The 23,942-nt window shown below is 60.1% G+C and carries 24 protein-coding genes; 21 read left to right on the top strand and 3 right to left on the bottom strand.

Annotated features, from left to right (window positions below):
* The first annotated feature begins 13 nt into the window (after nucleotides 1-13).
* The 3 genes from QD336_RS09895 to QD336_RS09885 are packed head-to-tail and all read left to right on the top strand — an operon-like array spanning nucleotide 14 to nucleotide 1,409.
* Nucleotides 14-307, top strand: coding sequence for a YciI-like protein (locus tag QD336_RS09895; RefSeq protein WP_269346921.1), 294 nt, complete (start codon nucleotides 14-16; stop codon nucleotides 305-307).
* 6 nt (nucleotides 308-313) lie between these two features.
* Nucleotides 314-757, top strand: coding sequence for an EVE domain-containing protein (locus QD336_RS09890; RefSeq protein ID WP_269346923.1), 444 nt, complete (start codon nucleotides 314-316; stop codon nucleotides 755-757).
* Nucleotides 758-764: 7 nt separating this feature from the next.
* Entirely contained in the window at nucleotides 765-1,409 is a 645-nt protein-coding gene (locus QD336_RS09885; protein WP_499170469.1) for a class I SAM-dependent methyltransferase, read from the top strand.
* Here QD336_RS09885 and QD336_RS09880 read toward each other — a convergent pair whose 3' ends face one another.
* Nucleotides 1,410-1,778, bottom strand: a complete 369-nt coding sequence (locus QD336_RS09880) for a hypothetical protein (RefSeq protein ID WP_499170656.1) — start codon at nucleotides 1,776-1,778, stop codon at nucleotides 1,410-1,412. It lies immediately after the preceding gene.
* 304 nt (nucleotides 1,779-2,082) lie between these two features.
* Here QD336_RS09880 and sdhC point away from each other — a divergent pair, with 304 nt between their 5' ends.
* The 16 genes from sdhC (at nucleotide 2,083) to QD336_RS09800 (ending at nucleotide 19,001) form a co-directional block, all read left to right on the top strand.
* A complete protein-coding gene (sdhC, locus tag QD336_RS09875; protein WP_006310797.1) occupies nucleotides 2,083-2,475 on the top strand; it encodes a succinate dehydrogenase, cytochrome b556 subunit in 393 nt (130 codons plus the stop codon).
* Between the two features lie 11 nt (nucleotides 2,476-2,486).
* A complete protein-coding gene (gene sdhD, locus QD336_RS09870) occupies nucleotides 2,487-2,867 on the top strand; it encodes a succinate dehydrogenase, hydrophobic membrane anchor protein (protein ID WP_499170468.1) in 381 nt (126 codons plus the stop codon).
* Nucleotides 2,868-2,874: 7 nt separating this feature from the next.
* Nucleotides 2,875-4,716: a succinate dehydrogenase flavoprotein subunit gene (gene sdhA, locus QD336_RS09865; RefSeq protein WP_149742089.1), complete on the top strand. Its 1,842-nt coding sequence runs from the start codon at nucleotides 2,875-2,877 to the stop codon at nucleotides 4,714-4,716.
* Nucleotides 4,717-4,731: 15 nt separating this feature from the next.
* Nucleotides 4,732-5,511, top strand: a complete 780-nt coding sequence (locus tag QD336_RS09860; RefSeq protein WP_003523509.1) for a succinate dehydrogenase iron-sulfur subunit — start codon at nucleotides 4,732-4,734, stop codon at nucleotides 5,509-5,511.
* Between the two features lie 205 nt (nucleotides 5,512-5,716).
* Nucleotides 5,717-6,259, top strand: a complete 543-nt coding sequence (locus tag QD336_RS09855; RefSeq protein WP_080853029.1) for a protease inhibitor Inh/omp19 family protein — start codon at nucleotides 5,717-5,719, stop codon at nucleotides 6,257-6,259.
* A gap of 92 nt (nucleotides 6,260-6,351) precedes the next feature.
* The gene (gene zapE, locus QD336_RS09850) at nucleotides 6,352-7,515 is read left to right on the top strand and encodes a cell division protein ZapE (protein WP_499170466.1); all 1,164 of its coding nucleotides are present in this window, start codon (nucleotides 6,352-6,354) and stop codon (nucleotides 7,513-7,515) included.
* 178 nt (nucleotides 7,516-7,693) lie between these two features.
* Entirely contained in the window at nucleotides 7,694-8,656 is a 963-nt protein-coding gene (mdh, locus tag QD336_RS09845) for a malate dehydrogenase (protein WP_065114269.1), read from the top strand.
* Between the two features lie 33 nt (nucleotides 8,657-8,689).
* On the top strand, nucleotides 8,690-9,883 hold the full coding sequence (gene sucC / locus QD336_RS09840) for an ADP-forming succinate--CoA ligase subunit beta (protein WP_269346938.1): 1,194 nt from the start codon (nucleotides 8,690-8,692) through the stop codon (nucleotides 9,881-9,883).
* A 17-nt stretch (nucleotides 9,884-9,900) separates the two neighbouring features.
* A complete protein-coding gene (gene sucD, locus QD336_RS09835; RefSeq protein ID WP_127756557.1) occupies nucleotides 9,901-10,803 on the top strand; it encodes a succinate--CoA ligase subunit alpha in 903 nt (300 codons plus the stop codon).
* Nucleotides 10,804-10,978: 175 nt separating this feature from the next.
* Nucleotides 10,979-13,975: a 2-oxoglutarate dehydrogenase E1 component gene (locus QD336_RS09830; protein WP_269346942.1), complete on the top strand. Its 2,997-nt coding sequence runs from the start codon at nucleotides 10,979-10,981 to the stop codon at nucleotides 13,973-13,975.
* Between the two features lie 53 nt (nucleotides 13,976-14,028).
* A complete protein-coding gene (gene odhB / locus QD336_RS09825; RefSeq protein WP_499170464.1) occupies nucleotides 14,029-15,258 on the top strand; it encodes a 2-oxoglutarate dehydrogenase complex dihydrolipoyllysine-residue succinyltransferase in 1,230 nt (409 codons plus the stop codon).
* A gap of 22 nt (nucleotides 15,259-15,280) precedes the next feature.
* Nucleotides 15,281-15,691 carry an MAPEG family protein gene (locus QD336_RS09820; RefSeq protein ID WP_269346945.1) on the top strand — a complete coding sequence of 137 codons (411 nt, stop codon included), beginning with the start codon at nucleotides 15,281-15,283 and terminating at the stop codon, nucleotides 15,689-15,691.
* A 10-nt stretch (nucleotides 15,692-15,701) separates the two neighbouring features.
* Nucleotides 15,702-16,346, top strand: a complete 645-nt coding sequence (locus QD336_RS09815) for a LysE family translocator (RefSeq protein WP_499170462.1) — start codon at nucleotides 15,702-15,704, stop codon at nucleotides 16,344-16,346.
* Between the two features lie 67 nt (nucleotides 16,347-16,413).
* A complete protein-coding gene (gene lpdA, locus QD336_RS09810; RefSeq protein WP_499170460.1) occupies nucleotides 16,414-17,820 on the top strand; it encodes a dihydrolipoyl dehydrogenase in 1,407 nt (468 codons plus the stop codon).
* 126 nt (nucleotides 17,821-17,946) lie between these two features.
* Nucleotides 17,947-18,447, top strand: a complete 501-nt coding sequence (locus QD336_RS09805) for a cytochrome b (protein WP_499170459.1) — start codon at nucleotides 17,947-17,949, stop codon at nucleotides 18,445-18,447.
* A gap of 86 nt (nucleotides 18,448-18,533) precedes the next feature.
* A complete protein-coding gene (locus tag QD336_RS09800; RefSeq protein ID WP_499170654.1) occupies nucleotides 18,534-19,001 on the top strand; it encodes a DUF2867 domain-containing protein in 468 nt (155 codons plus the stop codon).
* A gap of 4 nt (nucleotides 19,002-19,005) precedes the next feature.
* Here QD336_RS09800 and QD336_RS09795 read toward each other — a convergent pair whose 3' ends face one another.
* Nucleotides 19,006-20,103: a TraB/GumN family protein gene (locus QD336_RS09795; protein WP_499170457.1), complete on the bottom strand. Its 1,098-nt coding sequence runs from the start codon at nucleotides 20,101-20,103 to the stop codon at nucleotides 19,006-19,008.
* 80 nt (nucleotides 20,104-20,183) lie between these two features.
* On the bottom strand, nucleotides 20,184-21,131 hold the full coding sequence (locus QD336_RS09790) for a tyrosine recombinase XerC (RefSeq protein ID WP_499170652.1): 948 nt from the start codon (nucleotides 21,129-21,131) through the stop codon (nucleotides 20,184-20,186).
* A 121-nt stretch (nucleotides 21,132-21,252) separates the two neighbouring features.
* Here QD336_RS09790 and QD336_RS09785 point away from each other — a divergent pair, with 121 nt between their 5' ends.
* Nucleotides 21,253-23,469 carry a primosomal protein N' gene (locus tag QD336_RS09785; protein WP_499170456.1) on the top strand — a complete coding sequence of 739 codons (2,217 nt, stop codon included), beginning with the start codon at nucleotides 21,253-21,255 and terminating at the stop codon, nucleotides 23,467-23,469.
* A gap of 80 nt (nucleotides 23,470-23,549) precedes the next feature.
* A complete protein-coding gene (locus QD336_RS09780; RefSeq protein WP_269346958.1) occupies nucleotides 23,550-23,936 on the top strand; it encodes an AGROH133_08824 family phage infection protein in 387 nt (128 codons plus the stop codon).
* Nucleotides 23,937-23,942: the final 6 nt, after the last annotated feature.

Here is a 23,942-nt window from a genome sequence, read left to right as displayed (position 1 = left end):
CGAGGAGACGAAAATGCTGTTTGCCTTTATCTGCAAGGACAAGCCCGGCCATCTGAACGTGCGCATGGAGACGCGTCCGGCCCATCTGGAGCACCTGAACACGCTGAACGCCGAGGGTAAATTGAAGATTGCCGGCCCGTTTCTCGATGCCGAAGGCAAACCGAATGGCAGCCTCGTCATCGTGGAAGCGGCTGATATCGACGCGGCGAAGGCTATCGCCGATGCCGATCCCTATGCCAAGGCCGGTCTGTTCGAAAGCGTGGATGTGAAGCCCTATAATTGGGTCTTCAACAATCCGGGGGCGTGACCGGACATGGCAAATTACTGGCTTTACAAGTCCGAGCCGTTCAAATGGTCCTGGGAAATGCAGAAGGCCAAGGGCGAGGCGGGCGAAGAATGGACCGGCGTGCGCAACTATCAGGCCCGCAACAACATGCGCGCCATGAAAATCGGCGACAAGGGTTTCTTCTATCACTCCAATGAGGGGCTTGATGTCGTCGGCATCGTCGAAGTCTGCGCATTGTCGCATCCGGATTCGACCGCCGAAGGCGATCTGAAATGGGATTGCGTTGATATCCGCGCCGTCTGCGATGTGCCGCAGCCGGTCTCTCTGAAGGATGTGAAGGCCAATCCGAAGCTGGCGAAGATGTCGCTGGTGACGTCCATGCGCCTTTCCGTGCAGCCGGTGACGGAAGAGGAATATCTCGAGGTCTGCCGCATGGGCGGTCTTGCCAATCCGCCGAAATCGCCGGATTGATGCTTCGGTGAGGACCGATCCCGAACGCTTCATTCTCGACAATGCCGCCATCATGCGCCCGCCGCATGTGCCGGAATTACGTCTTTATCTCGCCACCGAAGCCCATGAGCTGTGGCTGAAGACGGAGGAGGAGCTGGAGGCGGTCGGCCTGCCGCCGCCCTTCTGGGCCTTTGCCTGGGCTGGTGGGCAGGGGCTTGCCCGCTATGTTCTCGATCATCCTGAAAGCGTTTGCGGCAAGCGCGTGCTGGATTTCGCCAGCGGCTCCGGACTGGTCGCCATCGCGGCGTCGAAGGCCGGCGCCCGTGAAGTTCTGGCCGCCGATATAGATCCGTGGACGGAAACGGCCATTCGGTTGAATGCGGCGCTCAATGGCGTGGATATCGGCTTTACGGGGCTCGACCTGGTCGGAAAGCCGGTCGAGGCGGATGTTCTGCTGGCGGGCGACGTGTTTTACGACCGTGCCTTTGCCGACCGTCTCGTGCCATGGTTTCTGGAATTGACGGAAAAGGGCGTGAGTGTGCTCGTCGGCGATCCGGGTCGGGCCTATCTGCCCAAGGAGCGGCTTCACCCCGAGGCGACCTATCAGGTGCCGGTGACGCGGGCGCTTGAAGACAGCGAAGTGAAGAAGACCACGGTGTGGCGTTTTATCTGATCAGGGCCTGATGATGCAGACGCCATGCTCATACGAGCAGGCATCGTCTGCGTTTTCGGCATGGACAGAGATGATTTTCGCCTTGGGGGCTAGTTGTAAGCCCGTTCTATCCGTTACACTTCTTCGCGAAAATCCGCTGCTGATCGCGAAATAATTGCCGTTTCCGCGCACCCGCAGCGCCGATATGCCGCCGACATAGGTGCCGCCGGGGAGGGTGGATGGCAATCCATCGGTGGAGAAGCTTACCTCGGATTGATGGTGACGATATTGGTGGCGGCCATAAAAATCCTCTGCCGCTACCGGCGGCACGAAGGTAAAAATAGCGCCTGCGACCATCATGGTCAGGGCGGCGATTCGGCGCTGTAACATGAGCTTCATGCTCCGGTTTTCGAGGTTAACCAATCGTAAATTACACCTTTTCTGAATTACGTAAAGGTAAATATTTTGAGGGCGTAAATCTTGGAAACGCTTGATTTTTTATTTTGACATGAAAAAATCCAAAAAAAATTCGTGAACCAATCGATTAAATTCGAATCGGTCATGAAATATGCTTGTGGTGACGCCCCCATGTGATTAAACGTCGCGGTTGGTGCAATGCACATTCTTTCGTCATGTGCTGTTGCTTGGGGGCGTCCGATCTTACGGACGCACGGGAAAACGCCGCGAGGTTCTGATGGCGAATGTGACAAATAACCGGCCTCTGTCGCCGCATCTTCAAATTTACAAGCCGATTCCGACGATGGTTGCATCCATCGTGCACCGCATCACGGGCGGTGCACTTTATTTCGGAACGCTTCTGGTTGCCTGGTGGCTGATCGCGCTCGCTTCGGGCCCTGCCTATTACGACTGGGTCAACTGGGCGATGGGCACGATCATCGGCAGGCTTATCCTGATCGGATATACCTGGGCTCTGGTCCACCACATGCTGGGCGGCCTTCGCCACTTCATGTGGGATCTGGGGCATGGCTTCGACAAGCACTTTACCACCAAGCTGGCAAAGGCCTCGTGGGTCGCGTCGATCTGTCTGACCGCGCTGATCTGGGTCATCGTCCTGATCGTGCGCTGAGGAGATTTTTCATGGATATGCGTACACCCCTCGGAAAGGTTCGCGGCCTCGGCTCCGCCAAGGAAGGCACCGACCATTTCCTGCGCCAGCGCGTCACAGCGGTCGCCAACGTTCCGCTGCTGATCTTCTTCGTAATCTTCCTCATCAAATATGCCGGTGCGCCCTATCCGGAAGTCGTCGCCGCGCTGTCGAACCCGCTCGTTGCGGTCATCATGGCTCTGGTGCTGGTCTCCGGCCTCATCCATATGAAGCTCGGCATGCAGGTCATCATCGAAGACTACGTTCACGCCGAGGTTTCGAAGCTCGTTCTTCTGATGCTCAATACGTTTTTCGCGATCCTGATTGGCGGTTTTTCCATCTTCGCCATTCTGAAAATCGCATTCGCAGGATAAGTCCGCCATGGCATCGATCAGTTCACCTTCCCAGAATGGCAAGGCCTACACCTATGTCGATCACTCCTATGACGTGATCGTGGTGGGCGCCGGTGGCGCGGGTCTGCGCGCAACGCTCGGCATGGCGGAACAGGGTTTCCGCACGGCCTGCATCACCAAGGTTTTCCCGACGCGCTCCCACACGGTCGCGGCGCAGGGCGGCATCGCCGCATCGCTCACCAATATGACGCCCGACTGTTGGCAGTGGCACCTTTACGACACCGTAAAGGGCTCCGACTGGCTGGGCGACGTCGATGCGATGCAATATCTTGCCATGGAAGCGCCGAAGGCGGTCTATGAGCTGGAGCACTACGGCGTGCCCTTCTCGCGCAATGCCGAGGGCAAGATTTACCAGCGCCCGTTCGGTGGTCACATGCAGAATTACGGCGAAGGCCCGCCGGTGCAGCGCACCTGCGCCGCCGCCGACCGTACCGGCCACGCCATTCTGCACACGCTTTATGGCCAGTCGCTGCGCAACAATGCGGAATTCTTCATCGAATATTTCGCGCTCGACCTCATCATGTCGGCAGACGGCCGCTGCACGGGCGTCGTCGCCTGGAACCTCGATGATGGCACGATCCATCGCTTTGCCGCCAAGATGGTGGTTCTGGCGACCGGCGGTTACGGCCGCGCCTATTTCTCGGCGACCTCTGCCCACACCTGCACCGGCGACGGCGGCGGCATGATTGCCCGCGCCGGCCTGCCGCTCCAGGACATGGAATTCGTCCAGTTCCACCCGACCGGCATTTATGGCGCAGGCTGCCTGATCACCGAAGGCGCACGCGGTGAAGGCGGTTATCTCGTCAACTCCGAAGGCGAGCGCTTCATGGAGCGTTATGCGCCATCGGCAAAGGATCTTGCCTCGCGTGACGTTGTCTCCCGCTGCATGACGATGGAAATCCGTGAAGGCCGCGGCGTCGGCAAGAACAAGGATCACATCTTCCTGCATCTCGATCACCTCGATCCGGCGATCCTGCATGAGCGTCTTCCGGGTATTTCCGAAAGCGCGAAGATTTTCGCCGGCGTCGACGTAACGCGCGAGCCGATCCCGGTTCTGCCGACGGTTCACTACAATATGGGCGGCATTCCGACCAACTATTGGGGTGAAGTGCTGAATGCCGATGCCAACAACCCGGAACGCATCGCGCCCGGCCTGATGGCTGTCGGCGAAGCCGGTTGCGCCTCGGTTCATGGTGCCAACCGCCTCGGTTCCAACTCGCTGATCGACCTCGTGGTCTTCGGCCGCGCCGCTGCGATCCGCGCCGCACAGATCATCGACCGCAACGAGCCGGTGCCCGCGCTCGATACGGCCGCCTGCGACAGGATCATGGACCGCTTCAACGGCCTGCGTTACGCCAATGGCTCGACGCCGACGGCGGTGCTGCGCGACAAGATGCAGCGCGCCATGCAGGACGATGCGGCCGTGTTCCGCACCCAGGAATCGCTGGAAAGCGGCTGCAAGCGTCTTTCCGCCATCTGGAAGGAACTGCCCGACGTCAAGGTCACGGACCGCTCGATGGTCTGGAACTCCGATCTGGTCGAGACGCTTGAGCTGCACAACCTCATGGCCAATGCGATCACCACGGTCTATGGCGCGGAAGCACGCAAGGAAAGCCGCGGTTCGCACGCCCGCGAGGATTTCGTCGACGGTCCGTTCGCCGGTCGCGACGATGTGAACTGGCGCAAGCACACGCTTGCCTGGGTCAGCCCGGAAGGCGACGTGAAGCTCGACTACCGCCCGGTTCACACCGACCTGATCGCCGACGGCATCGATCCGAAAAAGATCGAGCCGAAGGCGCGCGTCTACTGATTTGAGGAACTGGATATGGTTGAACTCGCTCTCCCCAAGAATTCCCAGATCAGCGAAGGCAAGGTCTGGCCGAAGCCGGATGGTGCCAAGAATGTGCGCGAATACCGCATCTATCGCTGGAACCCGGATGACGGCCAGAACCCGCGCATTGATACCTATTATATCGATGTCGATGATTGCGGGCCGATGGTTCTCGATGCACTGCTTTACATCAAGAACAATATCGATCCGACGCTGACGCTGCGCCGCTCCTGCCGCGAAGGCATTTGCGGTTCGTGCGCGATGAACATCGACGGCACCAATACGCTCGCCTGCACCAAGGGCATGGAAGAGATCAACGGCACGGTGAAGGTTTATCCGCTGCCGCACATGCCGGTCGTGAAGGACCTCGTTCCTGACCTGTCGAACTTCTACGCCCAGCACCGCTCCATCGAGCCCTGGCTGAAGACGGTTTCGCCGACGCCCGCCAAGGAATGGAAGCAGAGCCATGAGGACCGTCTGAAGCTGGATGGTCTTTACGAGTGCATCCTGTGCGCCTGCTGCTCCACCTCCTGTCCCAGCTACTGGTGGAATGGCGACCGCTACCTCGGTCCCGCTGTTCTGCTGCAGGCCTATCGCTGGCTGATCGACAGCCGCGACGAAGCAACCGGCGAGCGTCTCGACAATCTCGAGGACCCGTTCCGTCTTTATCGCTGCCACACCATCATGAACTGCGCGCAGGCCTGCCCGAAGGGCTTGAACCCGGCCAAGGCGATCGCGGAAATCAAGAAGATGATGGTCGAGCGTCGCGTCTAAAGGCGATTCGCTGGTAATGGCAATCAATCCGGGCCGCGGTCTCAGCCGCGGCTCTTTTTACAACCGGGCCTGGGAAAATTCGGTAAAAATCGACCGAAATGGTAATTATCCCGGCCATCGCTTGCGCAAGATAAGGCTTTGGTAATAATTCAGCCTTCTTGTTTGATCATGGTCTTTCCTGAAGCGAGAGAATCGGGAGCTTGATATGCAATTCAGATATGTGGTGACGGGCCTTGCGGTTGTGATGACTCTCGCCGGTTGCCAACGTACCTCCTACGATTACAACAACAACGGCAGCAACAATCCCGGTTATACGCCGCCATTGCAGGCGCAGCCGGTTCCCTCCGTTCAGTCCGGCGCCCTGCCGCCGCCCGGTGGTGCCACCGGCGGCCAGTTCCCGTCGGCGCCTGCCTCGGCAGCTCCCGGCGGCACCAATGTTGCTTCCGCCGCTCCGCCGGCAGCCGCACTTGATGTCACCAAGGAATCCATGGTCGGCAACTGGCGTGTCTCCAACGGCGGCGCCAATTGCGACATGTTCCTGACGCTCACCAACCTGGGCAGCGGTTCGCGTGGCGGCACGCGTGGTTGCTCGGGCGAGCTGACGGCGATGGGCTCCTGGGAAGTGTCCGGCAAGATGGTCCTCTTCAAGAACCGTTCCGGTGATACGATCGGCCGTGTCTACAAGAGCGCCGATGCGCGTTTTGACGGCACGACCAATAGTGGCCAGCCACTCAGCCTCAGCCGATGAGCATTTCCGGTGCAGCCGGATCGCCTTCCTTGTTGTGAGCCATTCCATTCCTCGCGGGTGCTTTGTTGCGCCCGCGACCGAGGCGCTTTTTCATGAAGCCATTGCCTGATTACAATCATAGTGTCGTTGAACAGCTCAACGCATTGACGGCAGCTGGCACTCTGCAGGCCGATGCTGCCCAGCTTGGCGTGGCGGCGCATCTCGACCGTATTCTTGCCGATCTGAAGGCACGCAAGCCCGCCAAGAAAAAGAGCGCGCTCGGCTGGATGTTCGCCCGCAAGTCCGGCCCGGCAACGACGGTCAAGGGATTGTATGTCTATGGCAGCGTCGGCCGTGGCAAGACGATGTTGATGGACATGTTTTACGAGATGGCGCCCGTCTCTTCCAAGCGGCGCTGCCATTTTCATGAATTCATGGCGGATGTGCATAATCGCGTGCATGCACACCGGCAGAAACTGAAGAATGGCGAAACCAAACAGGCCGATCCCATTCCGCCCGTCGCCGCCCAGCTTCTGGCGGAAGCCGAACTTCTGTGCTTCGATGAGTTCACCGTCACGGATATTGCCGATGCGATGATCCTCGCGCGCCTGTTCAGCGAGCTATTCGCCAATGGCTGTACATTGGTGACGACCTCCAACGTCGCGCCGGATAATCTCTACAAGGACGGTCTCAATCGCGGCCTGTTCCTGCCCTTTGTCGATCTGCTGAAGAAGCATGTCGAAGTGGTAACGCTGGATAGCCCGACAGACTACCGGATGGAGAAGCTGGAAAGCCTGCCGGTCTACGTCACGCCGCTTGACGGCTCAGCGGATCAGGCGATGGACATGGCCTGGCGGCACATGATTGCCGGTCATCTCGTTGCGCCAACCGAGATCCCCATGAAGGGCCGTTCCATTCTGGTGCCGCGCGCCAGCGGCCGAATTGCCCGTTTTTCCTTTTCCGACCTTTGCGAAAAGCCGCTCGGCGCTTCCGACTTCCTTGCCATCGCCAACCGTTTCGATACGGTCTTCGTTGACCATATCCCGTTCCTGAGCGCGGACAAGCGTAACGAGACCAAGCGCTTCATCATCCTCATCGATGCGCTTTACGATCACAGCGTCAGGCTTTTCGCTTCTGCCGCGGCCATGCCGGAAGACCTGCTCGGCAAGCGCAAGGGGACGGAAGGTTTCGAATTCGATCGCACTGCCTCGCGCCTGTTTGAAATGCGCAGTGCTGATTATCTGGCGCTACACCACGAGAAACGGCAGAAAGTTTGACACTTTCGTGACGCATTTTCTTACGTTTACGTAAGAAAATAATGATCTAAACGATTGAAAATATTCACCACAAAAGAATCTGTTGCCAATTTTGGCCAATGGGGCTAATCGAAGTGCGACAATTTGGCTGCCGGTTTGGCGCGGTGAAATTGAATTGAAGCTCAAGAGGAAGCATTCGATGGCTCGCAAAAAAATTGCACTTATTGGTTCTGGCATGATCGGCGGCACGCTGGCGCATCTCGCCAGCCTGAAGGAACTGGGCGATATCGTCCTCTTCGACATCGCCGACGGCATCCCGCAGGGCAAGGGTCTGGATATTGCCCAGTCCGGCCCGGTTGAAGGCTTCAATGCAAAGCTCTCCGGCGCTTCCGATTACGCCGCCATCGAAGGCGCAGACGTCTGCATCGTCACCGCCGGTGTTGCCCGCAAGCCCGGCATGAGCCGCGACGATCTGCTCGGCATCAACCTCAAGGTCATGGAACAGGTCGGCGCCGGCATCAAGAAATATGCCCCGAACGCTTTCGTCATCTGCATCACCAACCCGCTCGACGCCATGGTCTGGGCCCTGCAGAAGTTCTCCGGCCTGCCGAAGAACAAGGTCGTTGGCATGGCCGGCGTTCTCGACAGCGCGCGTTTCCGCCTGTTCCTGGCTGAAGAATTTAACGTTTCGGTTCAGGACGTCACTGCCTTCGTTCTCGGCGGTCACGGCGACACGATGGTGCCGCTTGCACGTTATTCCACCGTTGGCGGCATTCCGCTGACCGATCTCGTCAAGATGGGCTGGCTGACCGCCGAGCGCCTCGAGCAGATCATCCAGCGCACCCGTGACGGTGGCGCGGAAATCGTCGGCCTGCTGAAGACCGGTTCCGCCTATTACGCTCCGGCTGCTTCGGCGATCGAAATGGCTGAATCCTACCTCAAGGACAAGAAGCGCGTTCTGCCCGCCGCTGCCCATCTGTCGGGCCAGTATGGCGTTGACGATATGTATGTCGGCGTTCCCACCATCATCGGTGCCGGCGGTATCGAGCGCATCATCGAGATCGAACTGAACAAGGAAGAAGAGGCCGCCTTCCAGAAATCCGTCGGCGCTGTCGCTGGTCTTTGCGAAGCCTGCGTCAACATCGCTCCGTCGCTGAAGTAATAGCTCCAAGCGGCTCCAAACAGGGATTATTCCATGAATATTCACGAATATCAGGCCAAGGCTCTTCTGAAGGGCTACGGCGCGCCGGTTGCTGAAGGCGTCGCCATCCTCAAGGTCGAAGAAGCCGAAGCTGCTGCAAAGCAGCTTCCCGGCCCGCTTTACGTCGTCAAGAGCCAGATTCACGCTGGCGGTCGCGGCAAGGGCAAGTTCAAGGAACTCGGCCCCGACGCCAAGGGCGGCGTTCGTCTGGCGAAGTCGATCGACGAAGTCGTTTCCCATGCCAAGGACATGCTCGGCAACACGCTGGTAACGGCCCAGACGGGCGACGCCGGCAAGCAGGTCAACCGTCTCTACATCGAAGACGGCGCCGACATTGCCCGCGAACTTTACTGCTCGCTGCTGGTTGACCGTTCCGTCGGCCAGGTCGCATTCGTGGTTTCCACCGAAGGCGGCATGGACATCGAGGCTGTCGCCCACGACACGCCCGAAAAGATCCACACCATCGCCATCAACCCGGAAAAGGGCGTAACCGACGCCGACGTTGCTGCGATCTCCAAGGCTCTCGAGCTTGAGGGTGTTGCCGCGGAAGATGCCAAGTCGCTCTTCCCGATCCTCTACAAGGCCTTCAACGAGAAGGACATGGCGCTCCTCGAAGTCAACCCGCTGATCGTCATGGAAAATGGCCATCTGCGCGTTCTCGACGCCAAGATGTCCTTCGACGGCAACGCGCTGTTCCGCCATGACGATGTCAAGGCGCTGCGCGACGAGACCGAAGAAGACGCCAAGGAAATCGAAGCCTCCAAGTGGGACCTCGCTTATGTGGCGCTCGACGGCAACATCGGCTGCATGGTCAATGGTGCAGGTCTTGCCATGGCGACGATGGACATCATCAAGCTTTACGGCAAAGAGCCGGCTAACTTCTGCGACGTCGGCGGCGGCGCCGGCAAGGAGAAGGTTGCTGCAGCCTTCAAGATCATCACGGCTGACCCGAAGGTCGAGGGTATCCTCGTCAACATCTTCGGCGGCATCATGAAGTGCGACGTCATCGCCGAAGGCGTTATCGCCGCGGTGAAGGAAGTCGGTTTGCAGGTTCCGCTCGTTGTTCGCCTCGAAGGCACCAACGTCGAACTTGGCAAGAAGCTCCTGAACGAATCGGGCCTTGCGATTACGGCTGCTGACGATCTGGACGACGCAGCCAAGAAGATCGTCGCGGCGATCAACGGCTAATTGAGGGACCGGAAATAATGTCTATTCTCGTTAATAAAGACACCAAGATCCTCGTTCAGGGTCTGACCGGCAAGACCGGTACCTTCCACACCGAACAGGCGCTTGCCTACTACGGCACGCAGATGGTTGGCGGTATTCACCCGAAGAAGGGTGGCGAAACCTGGACCGGATCGAAGGGCGAAAGCCTGCCGATCTTCGCAACGGTTGCCGAAGCCAAGGAAAAGACCGGTGCAGACGCATCCGTGATCTATGTTCCGCCGGCAGGTGCAGCAGATGCCATCATCGAAGCCATCGATGCGGAAATTCCGTTCATCACCTGCATCACCGAAGGTATCCCGGTCATGGACATGGTCCGCGTCAAGGCTCGCCTCGACCGTTCCAAGTCGCGCCTGCTCGGCCCGAACTGCCCGGGTATCCTGACGCCGGAAGAATGCAAGATCGGCATCATGCCGGGCTCCATCTTCCGCAAGGGTTCGGTCGGTATCGTTTCGCGCTCCGGCACGCTCACCTACGAAGCCGTGTTCCAGACCTCCAACGAAGGCCTCGGCCAGACGACGGCTGTCGGCATCGGCGGCGACCCGGTCAAGGGCACCGAGTTCATCGACGTGCTGGAAATGTTCCTCGCTGACGAAGCCACGCAGTCGATCATCATGATCGGCGAAATCGGCGGCTCGGCTGAAGAAGATGCGGCACAGTTCCTGATCGACGAAGCCAAGAAGGGTCGCAAGAAGCCGATGGCCGGCTTCATCGCAGGCCGCACCGCTCCGAAGGGCCGCACCATGGGCCACGCCGGTGCTGTCGTTTCCGGCGGCAAGGGTGACGCAGAGTCCAAGATCGCAGCCATGGAAGCAGCCGGCATCAAGGTTTCGCCTTCCCCGGCGCGCCTCGGCAAGACGCTGGTTGAAGTCCTCAAGGGCTGAGACCACATGAGACCGGTAACGGGCGGCGCGGCTTCAACGCTGCGCTGCCCGATGCCGCAAGAAGACAGACAGACGGCATACCGCCCCGGCGGCAGACAGCAATAATCAAAGCGGCAGGCCGGCGAACGGCCCTAACGGCATCGAGGAGGCGGACGGACAAGTCCGCAAGAACACAATGGCAAGGCAAGAAGCGAACGAGCAGTTTCAGATCACGTCGTTTCTGGACGGCGCGAATGCAGCCTATATCGAGCAGCTCTATGCCCGGTACGAAGAGGACCCCTCTTCCGTGTCGCCGGAGTGGCAGAGCTTCTTCAAGGCGTTGTCCGATAATCCGGAAGACGTGAAGAAGGCGGCCAAGGGCGCCTCCTGGAAGCGCGCCAACTGGCCTATCCCGGCAAATGGCGAACTGGTTTCCGCACTCGACGGCAACTGGGCCACGGTCGAAAAGGCCATCGAAAAGAAGGTTCAGGCGAAGGCTGAGGCCAAGAGCGCCGACACCGGCAAGCCGGTCAGCGAAGCCGAAGTGCTGCAGGCGACCCGTGATAGCGTTCGCGCCATCATGATGATCCGCGCCTACCGCATGCGCGGCCACCTGCACGCCAAGCTCGATCCGCTCGGCATCGCGGTCGCGGTTGAAGATTACAACGAGCTGTCACCGAAGTCCTATGGCTTCGAGGAAAGCGACTACGACCGCAAGATTTTCATCGATAACGTGCTCGGCCTTGAATATGCGACGGTGCGCGAGATGATCGATATTCTGGAGCGCACCTACTGCTCCACCATCGGCGTCGAATTCATGCACATGTCCAGCCCGGAAGAAAAAGGCTGGATTCAGGAGCGCATTGAAGGTCCGGACAAGGGCGTTGCCTTCACGGCTGAAGGCAAGAAGGCCATTCTGTCCAAGCTGGTCGAAGCCGAAGGTTACGAGCAGTTCCTCGACGTGCGTTTCAAGGGCACCAAGCGTTTCGGCCTCGATGGCGGTGAATCGCTGATCCCGGCGCTCGAGCAGATCATCAAGCGCGGCGGCCAGGAAGGCCTGGAAGAAGTCGTTCTCGGCATGGCCCACCGTGGCCGCCTGAACGTTCTGACCAACGTCATGGGCAAGCCGCACCGCGCCGTGTTCCACGAATTCAAGGGCGGTTCGTTCAAGCCTGACGACGTTGAAGGTTCGGGCGACGTGAAGTACCACCTCGGTGCGTCTTCCGACCGCGAATTCGACGGCAACAAGGTTCACCTGTCGCTGACGGCTAACCCGTCGCACCTTGAAATCGTCAACCCTGTCGTCATGGGCAAGGCCCGCGCCAAGCAGGACCAGCTGGCCAAGGTTTGGGACGGCGATATCATTCCGCTTTCCGAACGCGCCAAGGTGCTGCCGCTGCTTCTGCACGGCGACGCCGCTTTTGCGGGTCAGGGCGTGGTTGCTGAAATTCTCGGCCTTTCCGGCCTGCGCGGTCACCGCGTTGCCGGCACCATGCACTTCATCATCAACAACCAGATCGGTTTCACGACGAACCCGGCCTTCTCGCGTTCGTCGCCCTATCCGTCCGACGTTGCCAAGATGATCGAAGCGCCGATCTTCCATGTTAACGGCGATGATCCGGAAGCGGTGACCTATGCGGCCAAGGTTGCCACCGAATACCGCATGAAGTTCCACAAGCCTGTCGTCATCGACATGTTCTGCTACCGCCGCTTCGGCCATAACGAAGGCGATGAGCCGGCGTTCACGCAGCCGAAGATGTACAAGGTCATCCGCGCTCACAAGACGGTCGCTCGCATCTATGCCGACCGTCTGATCGCCGAAGGTCTGATCAGCGAAGGCGAATTCGAGAAGATGAAGGCCGACTGGCGCGCTCATCTTGAGCAGGAGTTCGAGGCAGGCCAGTCCTACAAGCCGAACAAGGCCGACTGGCTTGATGGTCAGTGGTCGGGTCTGCGCGCCGCCGACAATGCCGATGAGCAGCGTCGTGGCAAGACCGGCGTGCCGATGAAGCAGCTCAAGGAAATCGGCAAGAAGCTGTCGACCATTCCGGAAGGTTTCAGCGCCCACCGCACCATCCAGCGCTTCATGGAAAACCGCTCGCAGATGATCGAGACGGGTGAAGGCATCGACTGGGCAATGGCGGAAGCGCTTGCCTTCGGTTCGCTCGTTGCCGACGGCCACAAGATTCGTCTTTCCGGTCAGGATTGCGAACGCGGCACCTTCTCGCAGCGTCATTCGGTTCTCTACGATCAGGAAACCGAAGAGCGTTATATTCCGCTCGCCAACCTTTCGCCGACCCAGGCCCGTTACGAAGTCATCAACTCGATGCTTTCGGAAGAAGCCGTTCTTGGTTTCGAATATGGCTATTCGCTGGCCCGTCCGAATGCGCTGACCCTTTGGGAAGCCCAGTTCGGCGACTTCGCCAACGGCGCGCAGGTGGTGTTCGACCAGTTCATCTCTTCGGGTGAACGCAAGTGGCTGCGCATGTCCGGTCTCGTCTGCCTTCTGCCGCATGGTTACGAAGGTCAGGGTCCGGAACATTCGTCCGCCCGTCTGGAGCGCTGGCTGCAGATGTGCGCTGAAGACAACATGCAGGTTGCCAACTGCACGACGCCGGCAAACTACTTCCATATCCTGCGCCGCCAGGTGAAGCGTGACTTCCGCAAGCCGCTGATCCTGATGACGCCGAAGTCGCTGCTGCGTCACAAGCGCGCCACCTCTTCGCTGGCCGAACTGGCGGGCGAGTCCTCCTTCCACCGTCTCCTGTGGGACGATGCGGAGGTCATCAAGGACGGTCCGATCAAGCTGCAGAAGGATTCGAAGATCCGCCGCGTCGTCATGTGCACGGGCAAGGTCTATTACGATCTGCTCGAGGAACGCGAAAAGCGTGGCATCGACGATATCTACCTGCTGCGCGTCGAACAGCTTTACCCGTTCCCGGCCAAGGCTCTCATCAACGAGCTGTCGCGCTTCCGCAATGCGGAGATGGTCTGGTGCCAGGAAGAGCCGAAGAACATGGGTGCGTGGTCGTTCATCGATCCTTACCTGGAGTGGGTTCTGGCGCATATCGACGCCAAGTACCAGAAGGTCCGTTACACGGGCCGTCCGGCTGCCGCCTCTCCGGCGACCGGCCTGATGTCCAAGCATCTGGCGCAGCTTGCTGCGTTCCTGGAAGACGCGCTGGGAGAGTGAGAACTCTCCCGCATCGCCCCGCAAAAAAGACACCTGAATAACGGAACTAGATCATGGCCACTGAAATCCGCGTACCAACCCTCGGCGAATCCGTCAGCGAAGCGACCGTCGGCATCTGGTTCAAGAAGGTCGGCGATACCGTCAAGGCCGACGAACCGCTCGTTGAACTGGAAACCGACAAGGTTACCGTAGAAGTCCCGGCGCCTGCGTCCGGCGTTCTCACCGAAATCGTTGCGCAGAACGGCGAGACCGTCGGTCTCGACGCGCTTCTCGGCCAGATCGCCGAAGGTGCCGCCGGCGCTGCGACCTCCGCACCGGCAGCAGAACCGGCAAAGCCTGCCGCTGCGGCCGCTGCCGCACCGGCACCTGCTGCTTCGGCTGCCAGCGCCATGCCGCCGGCACCCGCCGCTGGCAAGCTGCTTGCTGAAAACAACCTGTCTGCCGATCAGGTCGACGGTTCCGGCAAGCGTGGCCAGGTTCTGAAGGGCGATGTTCTTGCCGCCGTCGCCAAGGGTGTTTCGGCGCCTGCCGCCGCCCCGGCACCGGTTGCTGCTCCCCGTCCGGTTTCGGCCGAGCAGGATCAGGTTCGCGAAGAGCGCGTGAAGATGACCCGTCTGCGCCAGACGATCGCACGTCGCCTGAAGGATGCGCAGAACACCGCCGCCATGCTCACCACTTACAACGAAGTGGACATGAGTGCGGTCATGGACCTGCGTAACCGTTACAAGGACGTGTTCGAGAAGAAACATGGCGTCAAGCTCGGCTTCATGGGCTTCTTCACCAAGGCCGTCACCCACGCGCTGAAGGAACTGCCGGCCGTCAACGCTGAAATCGACGGCACGGACATCATCTACAAGAACTATTGTCACGTCGGCATGGCTGTCGGCACCGACAAGGGTCTCGTCGTTCCCGTCATCCGCGATGCCGACCAGCTCTCCATCGCCGGCGTCGAAAAGGAACTCGGCCGCCTCGCCAAGGCAGCCCGCGACGGTTCGCTCGGCATGGCCGACATGCAGGGCGGCACCTTCACCATCACCAATGGTGGCGTCTACGGCTCGCTGATGTCTTCGCCGATCCTCAATGCACCGCAGTCGGGTATCCTCGGCATGCACAAGATCCAGGAGCGCCCGGTCGCTATCGGCGGTCAGGTCGTCATCCGTCCGATGATGTATCTTGCGCTCTCCTACGATCACCGTATCGTTGACGGCAAGGAAGCCGTGACCTTCCTCGTTCGCGTCAAGGAGAGCCTGGAAGATCCGGAACGTCTGGTTCTCGATCTCTAAGACTGGATAGGGGAGAAGAGGGATGGAAAACCTGGCCGGCGGGAATGGACCTTTCGTGTTCCTGCTGGCGCTCAGCGTTATTCTTCTTCTCCTGCATATCTGCCTTCAGGCCATGTCCGCCACGCGGGAAGTTGGCCTTGCCTGGAATGCGGGCGCGCGTGATGTGCGTCTGGATTTCAAAGGGGTTTTTGCGGGACGCGCGCAGCGCGCCTCGGATAATTTTCGGGAGACCTATCCGGCTTTCGTCGGTCTGGTTCTCGCTCTTGCGATCGTCGGCGATGCCTCAGGCTGGGGGCTGACGGGCGGCTGGATATGGACCGTGGCGCGCCTCGTCTACATCCCGCTTTATCTTGCAGGCGTTCCCTATGTGCGGTCGATCGCGTGGGTCGTTTCCCTTGGCGGTCTGGTCCTCATGCTTGTCGCGCTGATCTGAGGTTGAGCCTATGCATCAATATCTCATCGAACTCGCATCCCTGATGGCGATCTTCTCCTTCGCGATCATCTCCCCCGGGGCTGATCTTGCGATGGTGATGCGTCAGGCCATGGTGCATGGGCGCAAACAGGCCATCATCACCAGCTTCGGTGTGGGAACGTCGTTGATGTTCCATGTCACCTATACGATCCTCGGACTTGGCCTCATCATTTCCCAGTCGATCTATCTCTTCAATATCGTCAAATGGCTCGGCGTTGCCTATCTCATCTACATCGGTATCAAGGCGCTGCGCGCCGGCAAGACCGAGTTGCCCACCGCGGAAGGTGAGGCAGGCGTTCAGATGAAGAGCAGCCAGACCGCCCTGAAGGCTTTCACGCTCGGTTTTGCCGCCAATGCGCTCAACCCCAAGCCGGTATTTTTCTTCCTGTCGATCTTTTCGACGGTGGTTCACGCCCACACGCCGGTCGCCATCAAATTCGGCTACGGTCTCGTTATGGCAAGCTGCCTCATCCTGTGGTTCGTCGGTGTCAGCCTGTTCATGACGACGCCACGCATGCGCGCCGCATTTCAGCGCGCCAGCCAATGGATCGACCGCACCAGCGGTGTGGTCTTCATCGCACTCGGTATAAAACTCGCAACGGAAAAAGCGGCCTGAGTTTCAGGTCAAACGCAAGCAGGGCAATGATCCCGCATCTTGCCCGACATCAATCAGGAAAACGAACATGGCATATGATGTAGTTGTAATCGGCACAGGCCCCGGCGGTTATGTTTGCGCGGTCAAGGCGGCACAGCTCGGCCTCAAGGTCGCCGTCATCGAAAAGCGCGCGACCTATGGCGGTACCTGCCTCAATGTCGGCTGCATCCCCTCTAAGGCGCTGCTGCATGCGTCCGAAACCTTCGCCCATGTCGCCCACGGCGTCGATTCGCTCGGCATCGAAGTTGCAGCACCGAAGCTGAATCTTGAGAAGATGATGGCGCACAAGGACGGTGTGGTGAAGGCCAATGTCGACGGCGTCTCCTTCCTGTTCAAGAAGAACAAGATCGATGCCTTCCAGGGCACCGGCAAGGTGGTTTCCGCCGGCAAGGTTTCCGTCACCAACGACAAGGGTGAGACCCAGGAAATCGAGACGAAGAACATCGTCATCGCCACCGGTTCTGACGTTGCCGGCATTCCCGGCGTCAAGGTCGATATCGATGAAACCGTCATCGTGTCCTCCACCGGCGCAATCGCCCTTTCCAAGGTTCCGGAAAAGCTGATCGTCGTTGGCGGTGGCGTCATCGGCCTCGAGCTCGGTTCGGTCTGGTCGCGCCTTGGCGCGAAGGTCACCGTCGTCGAATATCTCGACAACATTCTCGGCGGCATGGATGGCGAAGTTTCCAAGCAGTCGCAGCGTCTGCTCGCCAAGCAGGGTCTCGATTTCAAGCTCGGCGCCAAGGTGACGGCCGTTGAAAAGACCGCCGCCGGTGCAAAGGTGGTGTTCGAGCCGGTTAAGGGCGGCGCTGCCGAAACGCTGGAAGCGAATGTCGTGCTGATCTCCACTGGCCGCAAGCCCTACACCGAAGGTCTCGGCCTTGCGGAAGCAGGCGTTGTGCTGGACAGCCGCGGTCGCGTCGAAATCGATGGCCATTTCAAGACCAATGTCGATGGCATCTATGCGATCGGCGACGTGGTGAGGGGCCCGATGCTGGCGCACAAGGCCGAAGACGAGGGCGTTGCGCTTGCCGAAATCCTCGCCGGCCAGCGTGGCCACGTGAACTACGACGTCATTCCGGCAGTCGTTTACACGCAGCCGGAAATCGCTTCCGTCGGCAAGACTGAAGAGGAACTGAAGGCCGCTGGCATCGCCTACAAGGTCGGCAAGTTCCCCTTCACCGCCAATGGCCGCGCTCGCGCCATGCAGGTGACGGATGGTTTCGTGAAAATCCTTGCCGACAAGGAAACTGATCGGGTTCTCGGCGGCCACATCGTCGGTTTCGGTGCTGGCGAAATGATCCACGAGATCACCGTGCTGATGGAGTTCGGCGGTTCTTCGGAAGATCTCGGCCGCACTTGCCATGCGCACCCAACCATGTCGGAAGCCGTCAAGGAAGCAGCACTTGCGACGTTCTTCAAGCCGATCCACATGTGATCGGCGTTGAGCCCAACGTTCGAATATTAAATTTCAGTCATCTGTTGAACCCCGGCTTGCCATGCAGGCCGGGGTTTTTCATACTCGTGCCATAGCCTGTCTAACCTTTTGATAAAAGGCAATAAAATGGCATCTTCCAGTCAACTTTCCTTTTCCCTTCCGCAGCGTGCCATTCATTGGGCAATGGCGCTTCTGATCCTCTTCAATCTGCTGTTTCCCGACGCCATGGCCCATGCCTACCGGCTGATGCGACGGGGCGAAACATTGACGCCGGATCAGATTTCTTCGGCCAATATCCATGCCTATGTCGGCTTCGCCATCCTGTTGCTTGCGGTCCTGCGTCTCTGTCTGCGCTTTTTCCAAGGCGTGCCGCCGCATCCGGACGAAGAGCCGCGGCCGTTTCAGATCGCCGCGAAGGTAGCGCATTTCACCTTCTACGCCCTGTTCTTCGTCCTGCCGCTTTCCGGCATCGCCGCTTATTACTTCGGCGCGCAGCCGGCCGGGCAGCTGCATTCCGGCCCGTTCAAGGTGCTGATGTGGGTGCTGATCGCCGGCCATGTCGCCGCCGTTCTGGTTCACCAGTTCTACTGGCGCACCAACCTCCTGAAGCGCATGACGCACGGCTAGGCTCCGAGCGGCGGTTTGTCGCGTTTCCGCCCCGTTGGAAAAAGAGGATGGTGGTCCTTGCCGCACCGGGCGGCTGGGGTACAGAGATGCGAAACAGCGAAGACATATTGCCGGGCGCCGACTGGCGCGATCGCTTTCACGGAGAGATGATGACGCCGGGAATGACCTCGCTCGATGTGAGCAGGCTTCTTCTCGATCATCCTCCGGCATGGATCAGCGGGCTGATGGCACTTCGAAACCGCATCGTTTCGCTTTTCGGCTTAAAAACGGTCGAGTTGGTGGCTGGCGCTTCGGCGGGCGGATTTCCGGTCCTGTTTTCCACACCGGAACGGACCGTGCTGGGCTTCGATGACCGCCATCTGGATTTCAGGATCGTCGTTGACCTCGAAGAAAAGGGAAACCGCCAGCTGGTGAGTGTCACCACCATCGTTCGGCGCAAGAACCTGTTCGGGCGGCTTTATCTTCTTGCCGTCGGGCCGTTTCACCGCCGTATCGTGCCGGCGACGATGCGGCCGTTCTGCAGCCATGTCCGACCGGCCAACAGCGGGACCTAGTCGTTCAGTCAACCCGCGTGAGTGTGAAACCCTTTGCGCGCAGCAGTTTGACAAGGCCTTCTTCACCCGGCAGATGTAATGCACCGACGGCCATGAAGACATTGCCCTTGGCAAGCTCGGGGGTGGCCCTGTCGGCCATGACGTGATTGCGGTCGGTGATGATGCGTTGTTCGAAGGCGGCGTAGCCCTGCTCGCTTTCCGCCGCGGCCTTCTTTGGGTCCAGGCTTTTCAGCATGGGCATGGTCATGCCGATATCGCCGGTGACATAAAGATCGGTCATGGTCGTCATCACGTCGTCCATGCGGTCGCCGAGTTCCAGCGTCTCGATCAGCGCCTGAAGATGAAACTCCATCGGCAGTTCGGACATGGCCGTCAGCTGCTCGACCATGGTCTCAAGGCCAACAAGCCGTTTTCCATCCGCAATCGCGTCTTCGGCCAGCTTCTTGTCGAGAAAGGAGAGGCCGGTCGCCTTGCGGGCGAATTCGCAGGCGGGCAGGGCAACGAAGCTCGACAGCATCCAGGGTTTCATCCGCGAAACCGCATTCAGCGGAATGCCGCGTTCCTTGAGACCCTTTTCCAGGCGGGCGACATTTTCGGCCGACAGGATGTCGGTGATCGATTTGCCATCCAGAAACATGGTGAGTTCGGGCTTGCCCAGCAGCGATGCCGCGACCTTCCTGTCGTCGACGATCTCGTCCGACTCCACGATCACCGTTGCGGCCTTTTCGAAGGCGGGGCTGGCGGCGGCCGGCATTTCCAGAACACGCGGATCGGTGATATGCATGGTGCCGAGAAGATAGGACGGGGCCGTGCCTGCTTTTTCGATGCGCCAGAAATTGCCCTTGCCGTTCGGGATGGCGGCCGCTTCCTGCTCGATCTTTGCGAAAGCTTCCGGATCGGTCTGGCGCATCTCCACGAGAATGTCGCTGCCCGTGCAGGTGATATTCTGCTCCGCGGCTTCCGCTTGACCCAGCGACAGCAAGGTCATGAGCAGGATGGCAACGGCGGTGACATGCAGGGCCGCCAGCAGCCAGAGCAGGGCATCGCCGGTCTTGCCCATCAGGGTGGCGGTGAGATTTTGAGGTTTTATCAGGCTGTGCATCGGTCCAATCCGGTTCTTGTTCGCTTATAGAACGGTGGCTTGGACGTCTGGTTAATGTTTATGGTTAACCATTTCCTGCTTCATGCGCGCGGATGGGCGTTGTCGTAGATTTCCAGCAGTCTCGCGGTATCGACGCCGGTATAGACCTGTGTGGTGGAGAGGCTCGCATGGCCGAGCAGTTCCTGAATGGTGCGCAGATCCCCACCGCCGGCTAGAAGATGGGTGGCGAAGGAATGGCGCAGCGCATGCGGGGTGGCGTTTTCCGGTAGGCCGAAAGCGCCACGCAGCTTCTGCATTTCCCGCTGGATGATGGCGGGCTGCAGCTTGCCGCCGCGCGCGCCAAGGAACATCGGTTCATTCGCCGCCAGAGCATAGGGGCAGAGCTTCCTGTAGGCATCGACTGCTTCCGTGACCACTGCCAGCAACGGCACGATCCGCGTCTTGTTGCCCTTGCCGGTGATACGCAGGCTGCGGGTGCCGGGCGGGAAATCGGTGGGCGTGAGACTGAGCGCCTCGGAAATGCGCAGACCGCAGCCATAAAGCAACGAAAGGACCGCGGCGTTGCGGGCGGCAATCCACGGTTCTTCGTTCAATTGTGCCTCGGCCGTGGTGATTTTCAGCGCCTGCCGGTCGGTCAGCGGTTTCGGCAGGGATTTTGGTTGTTTTGGTGCGCGCATGGCGGTGGCGCCCGCCGCGTTGACGAGACCTTTTTTCTGCAGGTGGTGCAACAGCGAGCGCAGGCCGGCCAGATGCCGTCCGAGCGACCGTGCGCCGGCCCCCTCCTTGCGCCGGTTGGCCAGAAAGGCGCGAAGATCGACGGGGCGCAGATCGGCTATATCGCTTATGGCGGCTGGCTTGCCGTTATAGCTGGTGAGGAATGTCAGGAACTGGCGCGTGTCGCGCTCATAGGCCTCGACGGTATTGTCGGCAAGGCGGCGCTCGCCGGCAAGGGCGACGAGCCAGGACTGGCGCTCGTTCAGGAGATCGGGTTCGGCAAATGTCAGGATTTCGGTCACGCGGCGCTCCATTCCATGCGTCAAAGCTATGCCCTTATGGTCAGCATTTGGTTAAGAGGTGGACTTTGCCGGGCGCGCCCACTACATCCGGGCGGTTTCCTTTTTCCTGTCGCCGGGGCATGGTCGCCACATCATGGCAAAAGATTCGTCCGATCTGTTTGGGGCTCTGTTCGACCCGCCGTCGCCCACGCGCACGGTGCCCGTTCTGGTGCCCATGCCGGCGCCCGGGCCTTACAGTTATGCCGTGCCGGAGGATATGGTGGTCGAGACGGGTTCCGTCGTGCAGGTGCCGCTTGGTCCGCGGCAGGTCTTCGGCGTGGTATGGGACGACGCTGGTGAGAAGGGTGTCGATCCCAAGAAGTTGCGGCCCATTACCAAGAGTTTCGAGTGCCCGCCGCTGAAGGCGGAGATGCGCCGCTTCGTGGACTGGGTTGCCGCCTATACGCTTTCTCCGCCAGGCCTCGTGGCACGCATGGCGCTGCGTGCGCCCGCCGCCTTCGATCCCGAGCCGATGATCGAGGGGCTGCGGCTGACCGAAGGCAGGCCGGAGCGCCTGACCCCCGCCCGTGAACGGGTGATGGAGCTGGCGGCCGAAGGGCATGGCTGGACGAAAAGCGGGCTTGCCCATGCCGCCGGCGTCTCGACCAGCGTCATCGACGGTCTCGTGAAGCAGGGTGTGTTCGAGACGGCTTTCCTGCCCGCGCCGCCAGTGGTGCCCGAGCCCGACCCTGACTATGTCGAGCCGCGTCTGGAGGGCCCGCAGCGGCAGGCCGCATCGGAGATACTTGAAGATGTGCGCAAGGGCGGTTTTCATGTTTCGCTGATCGACGGCGTCACCGGCTCCGGCAAGACCGAGGTCTATTTCGAGGCGGTGGCCGAAACGCTGAGGCAGGGCAAGCAGGTCCTTATCCTGCTGCCGGAAATCGCCCTGACGGCGGCGTTTCTCGAGCGCTTTCAGGATCGTTTCGGCGCGAAACCGGCGGAATGGCATTCGGATTTGTCGCCGCGCATGCGCGAAAAGGTCTGGCGGCAGGCGGTGACGGGTGAGGTGAAGGTGGTGGCCGGCGCGCGCTCGGCGCTTTTCCTCCCCTTCGATAATCTCGGTCTCATCATCGTCGATGAAGAGCATGACCCCGCCTACAAGCAGGAAGATCGCGTCTTTTATAATGCGCGCGACATGGCGGTGGTAAGGGCGCGGATCGCCGAATTCCCCGTCGTGCTGGTCTCGGCCACGCCGTCGGTGGAAAGCCAGGTCAACGGCAGCTCCGGGCGATACAATACCATTCACCTGCATACGCGTTTCGGTGATGCGGCGATGCCGGACCTGCATCTTGTCGATATGCGCCGCCACCCGCCGGAAAGGGGAGGGTTTCTCTCACCCGTCCTGTTGCGGGGCATCGGCAAGACGATCGAGAAGGGTGAGCAGTCCCTCCTCTTCCTTAATCGTCGCGGTTATGCACCGCTCACGCTTTGCCGGGTCTGCGGCCACCGTTTCCAATGCCCGCAATGTTCCAGCTGGCTGGTGGAGCACCGTTTTCGCAATCAATTGCAATGCCATCAATGCGGCCACAACGAGCCGACGCCCGACCATTGCCCGGAATGCGGCACCTTCGATCATCTGGTGGCCTGCGGGCCGGGGGTGGAGCGCATTGCCGAGGAGGTGGAGAAACATTTTCCCGAGGCCCGCACCATCGTGCTCTCCTCCGATCTCATGGGCGTCAAGCGGCTGCGGCTGGAGCTGGAGGCCATCGTCAAGGGCGAGGCCGATATCGTCATCGGCACGCAGCTCGTCGCCAAGGGCCATAACTTCCCGCTGATGACGCTCGTCGGCATCGTCGATGCCGATCTCGGCCTTGCCAATGGCGATCCGCGCGCAGCGGAGCGAACCTTCCAGCTGCTCTCGCAGGTGACCGGGCGCGCCGGGCGAACGGGGTTGAAGAGCCATGGCCTGTTGCAAACTTACCAGCCGCAGCATCCCGTCATGCAGGCAATCGTCTCCGGTGATGCCTCGGCCTTTTATGAAAGGGAGATCGTTGAGCGGGAAAAGGCCGTTCTGCCGCCCTTCGGCCGTCTCGCCTCGATCATCGTTTCCGCCGATACGCGCGCAGAGGCGGAAACCCATGCGCGTGGATTGCGGGCCGCCGCTCCGCAGGTCACCGGCATCATGCTGCTCGGCCCGGCAGAAGCGCCGCTCGCGCTCATCCGCGGCCGCCACCGTTTTCGTCTCCTGGTGCACGGGCGGCGCAATTCCGACATGCAGTCTTTTCTCCGTACATTGCTCGCCAATGGTCCGAAGGAGCGGGGCAGCGTGCATGTGCAGCTCGATATCGATCCGCAAAGTTTCCTTTGAACTTTGCCAAAGAGGGCGTTTTCCCGTTGTCATGACCGTGTCATAACGCGAGCGAACAACACAATGATTTGGGGAACGAGATGGAGTTTTATTTTCCGGCCGAGTTTGGCGAGCAACTGGCCTTCGGTGCAGCGGTCGTATCGGCGGTCATCGGCCTGTTTTTCATGTTTGCACCGGGGCTGACGCTTCGTGCCTTCGGTCTGCAGCCGGCCGGTGAGCGCAGGGATGGTTACGCGCTCGTGCGCTCGTCGCTTGCCGGGTTTTATCTCGGCCTCGGTGCCGCCGCCCTGCTTCTCGCCCAGCCGATGGTCTATCTCGCCTTTGGTGCCGCATTCGGCCTCAGCGTCTTCGGCGGCATTCTCTCCATATTGTCGGACGGTGGCGCAACCATGCGGAATTTCTTACTTCTGGTTGTACACTTTCTGCTGTCCGCACTTGCGTTGAGCTACGTCTTCGGGCTGGTCTGAGGCGGG

Source organism: Rhizobium sp. BR 250 (assembly GCF_047445855.1).
Lineage (GTDB): Bacteria > Pseudomonadota > Alphaproteobacteria > Rhizobiales > Rhizobiaceae > Agrobacterium > Agrobacterium tumefaciens_I.
Note: the sequence above shows the minus strand (reverse complement) of the source record. Positions and strands in the feature narration are given on the sequence as shown.

What these genes read in the sequence shown, in the direction of transcription:
- QD336_RS09895 (WP_269346921.1), top strand. Translation starts at nt 14, where the DNA reads ATGCTGTTTGCCTTTATCTGCAAGGACAAGCCCGGCCATCTGAACGTG.
- QD336_RS09890 (WP_269346923.1), top strand. Translation starts at nt 314, where the DNA reads ATGGCAAATTACTGGCTTTACAAGTCCGAGCCGTTCAAATGGTCCTGG.
- QD336_RS09880 (WP_499170656.1), bottom strand. Translation starts at nt 1,778, where the DNA reads ATGTTACAGCGCCGAATCGCCGCCCTGACCATGATGGTCGCAGGCGCT.
- sdhC (WP_006310797.1), top strand. Translation starts at nt 2,083, where the DNA reads ATGGCGAATGTGACAAATAACCGGCCTCTGTCGCCGCATCTTCAAATT.
- sdhD (WP_499170468.1), top strand. Translation starts at nt 2,487, where the DNA reads ATGGATATGCGTACACCCCTCGGAAAGGTTCGCGGCCTCGGCTCCGCC.
- sdhA (WP_149742089.1), top strand. Translation starts at nt 2,875, where the DNA reads ATGGCATCGATCAGTTCACCTTCCCAGAATGGCAAGGCCTACACCTAT.
- QD336_RS09860 (WP_003523509.1), top strand. Translation starts at nt 4,732, where the DNA reads ATGGTTGAACTCGCTCTCCCCAAGAATTCCCAGATCAGCGAAGGCAAG.
- QD336_RS09855 (WP_080853029.1), top strand. Translation starts at nt 5,717, where the DNA reads ATGCAATTCAGATATGTGGTGACGGGCCTTGCGGTTGTGATGACTCTC.
- zapE (WP_499170466.1), top strand. Translation starts at nt 6,352, where the DNA reads ATGAAGCCATTGCCTGATTACAATCATAGTGTCGTTGAACAGCTCAAC.
- mdh (WP_065114269.1), top strand. Translation starts at nt 7,694, where the DNA reads ATGGCTCGCAAAAAAATTGCACTTATTGGTTCTGGCATGATCGGCGGC.
- sucC (WP_269346938.1), top strand. Translation starts at nt 8,690, where the DNA reads ATGAATATTCACGAATATCAGGCCAAGGCTCTTCTGAAGGGCTACGGC.
- sucD (WP_127756557.1), top strand. Translation starts at nt 9,901, where the DNA reads ATGTCTATTCTCGTTAATAAAGACACCAAGATCCTCGTTCAGGGTCTG.
- QD336_RS09830 (WP_269346942.1), top strand. Translation starts at nt 10,979, where the DNA reads ATGGCAAGGCAAGAAGCGAACGAGCAGTTTCAGATCACGTCGTTTCTG.
- odhB (WP_499170464.1), top strand. Translation starts at nt 14,029, where the DNA reads ATGGCCACTGAAATCCGCGTACCAACCCTCGGCGAATCCGTCAGCGAA.
- QD336_RS09820 (WP_269346945.1), top strand. Translation starts at nt 15,281, where the DNA reads ATGGAAAACCTGGCCGGCGGGAATGGACCTTTCGTGTTCCTGCTGGCG.
- QD336_RS09815 (WP_499170462.1), top strand. Translation starts at nt 15,702, where the DNA reads ATGCATCAATATCTCATCGAACTCGCATCCCTGATGGCGATCTTCTCC.
- lpdA (WP_499170460.1), top strand. Translation starts at nt 16,414, where the DNA reads ATGGCATATGATGTAGTTGTAATCGGCACAGGCCCCGGCGGTTATGTT.
- QD336_RS09805 (WP_499170459.1), top strand. Translation starts at nt 17,947, where the DNA reads ATGGCATCTTCCAGTCAACTTTCCTTTTCCCTTCCGCAGCGTGCCATT.
- QD336_RS09800 (WP_499170654.1), top strand. Translation starts at nt 18,534, where the DNA reads ATGCGAAACAGCGAAGACATATTGCCGGGCGCCGACTGGCGCGATCGC.
- QD336_RS09795 (WP_499170457.1), bottom strand. Translation starts at nt 20,103, where the DNA reads ATGCACAGCCTGATAAAACCTCAAAATCTCACCGCCACCCTGATGGGC.
- QD336_RS09790 (WP_499170652.1), bottom strand. Translation starts at nt 21,131, where the DNA reads ATGGAGCGCCGCGTGACCGAAATCCTGACATTTGCCGAACCCGATCTC.
- QD336_RS09785 (WP_499170456.1), top strand. Translation starts at nt 21,253, where the DNA reads ATGGCAAAAGATTCGTCCGATCTGTTTGGGGCTCTGTTCGACCCGCCG.
- QD336_RS09780 (WP_269346958.1), top strand. Translation starts at nt 23,550, where the DNA reads ATGGAGTTTTATTTTCCGGCCGAGTTTGGCGAGCAACTGGCCTTCGGT.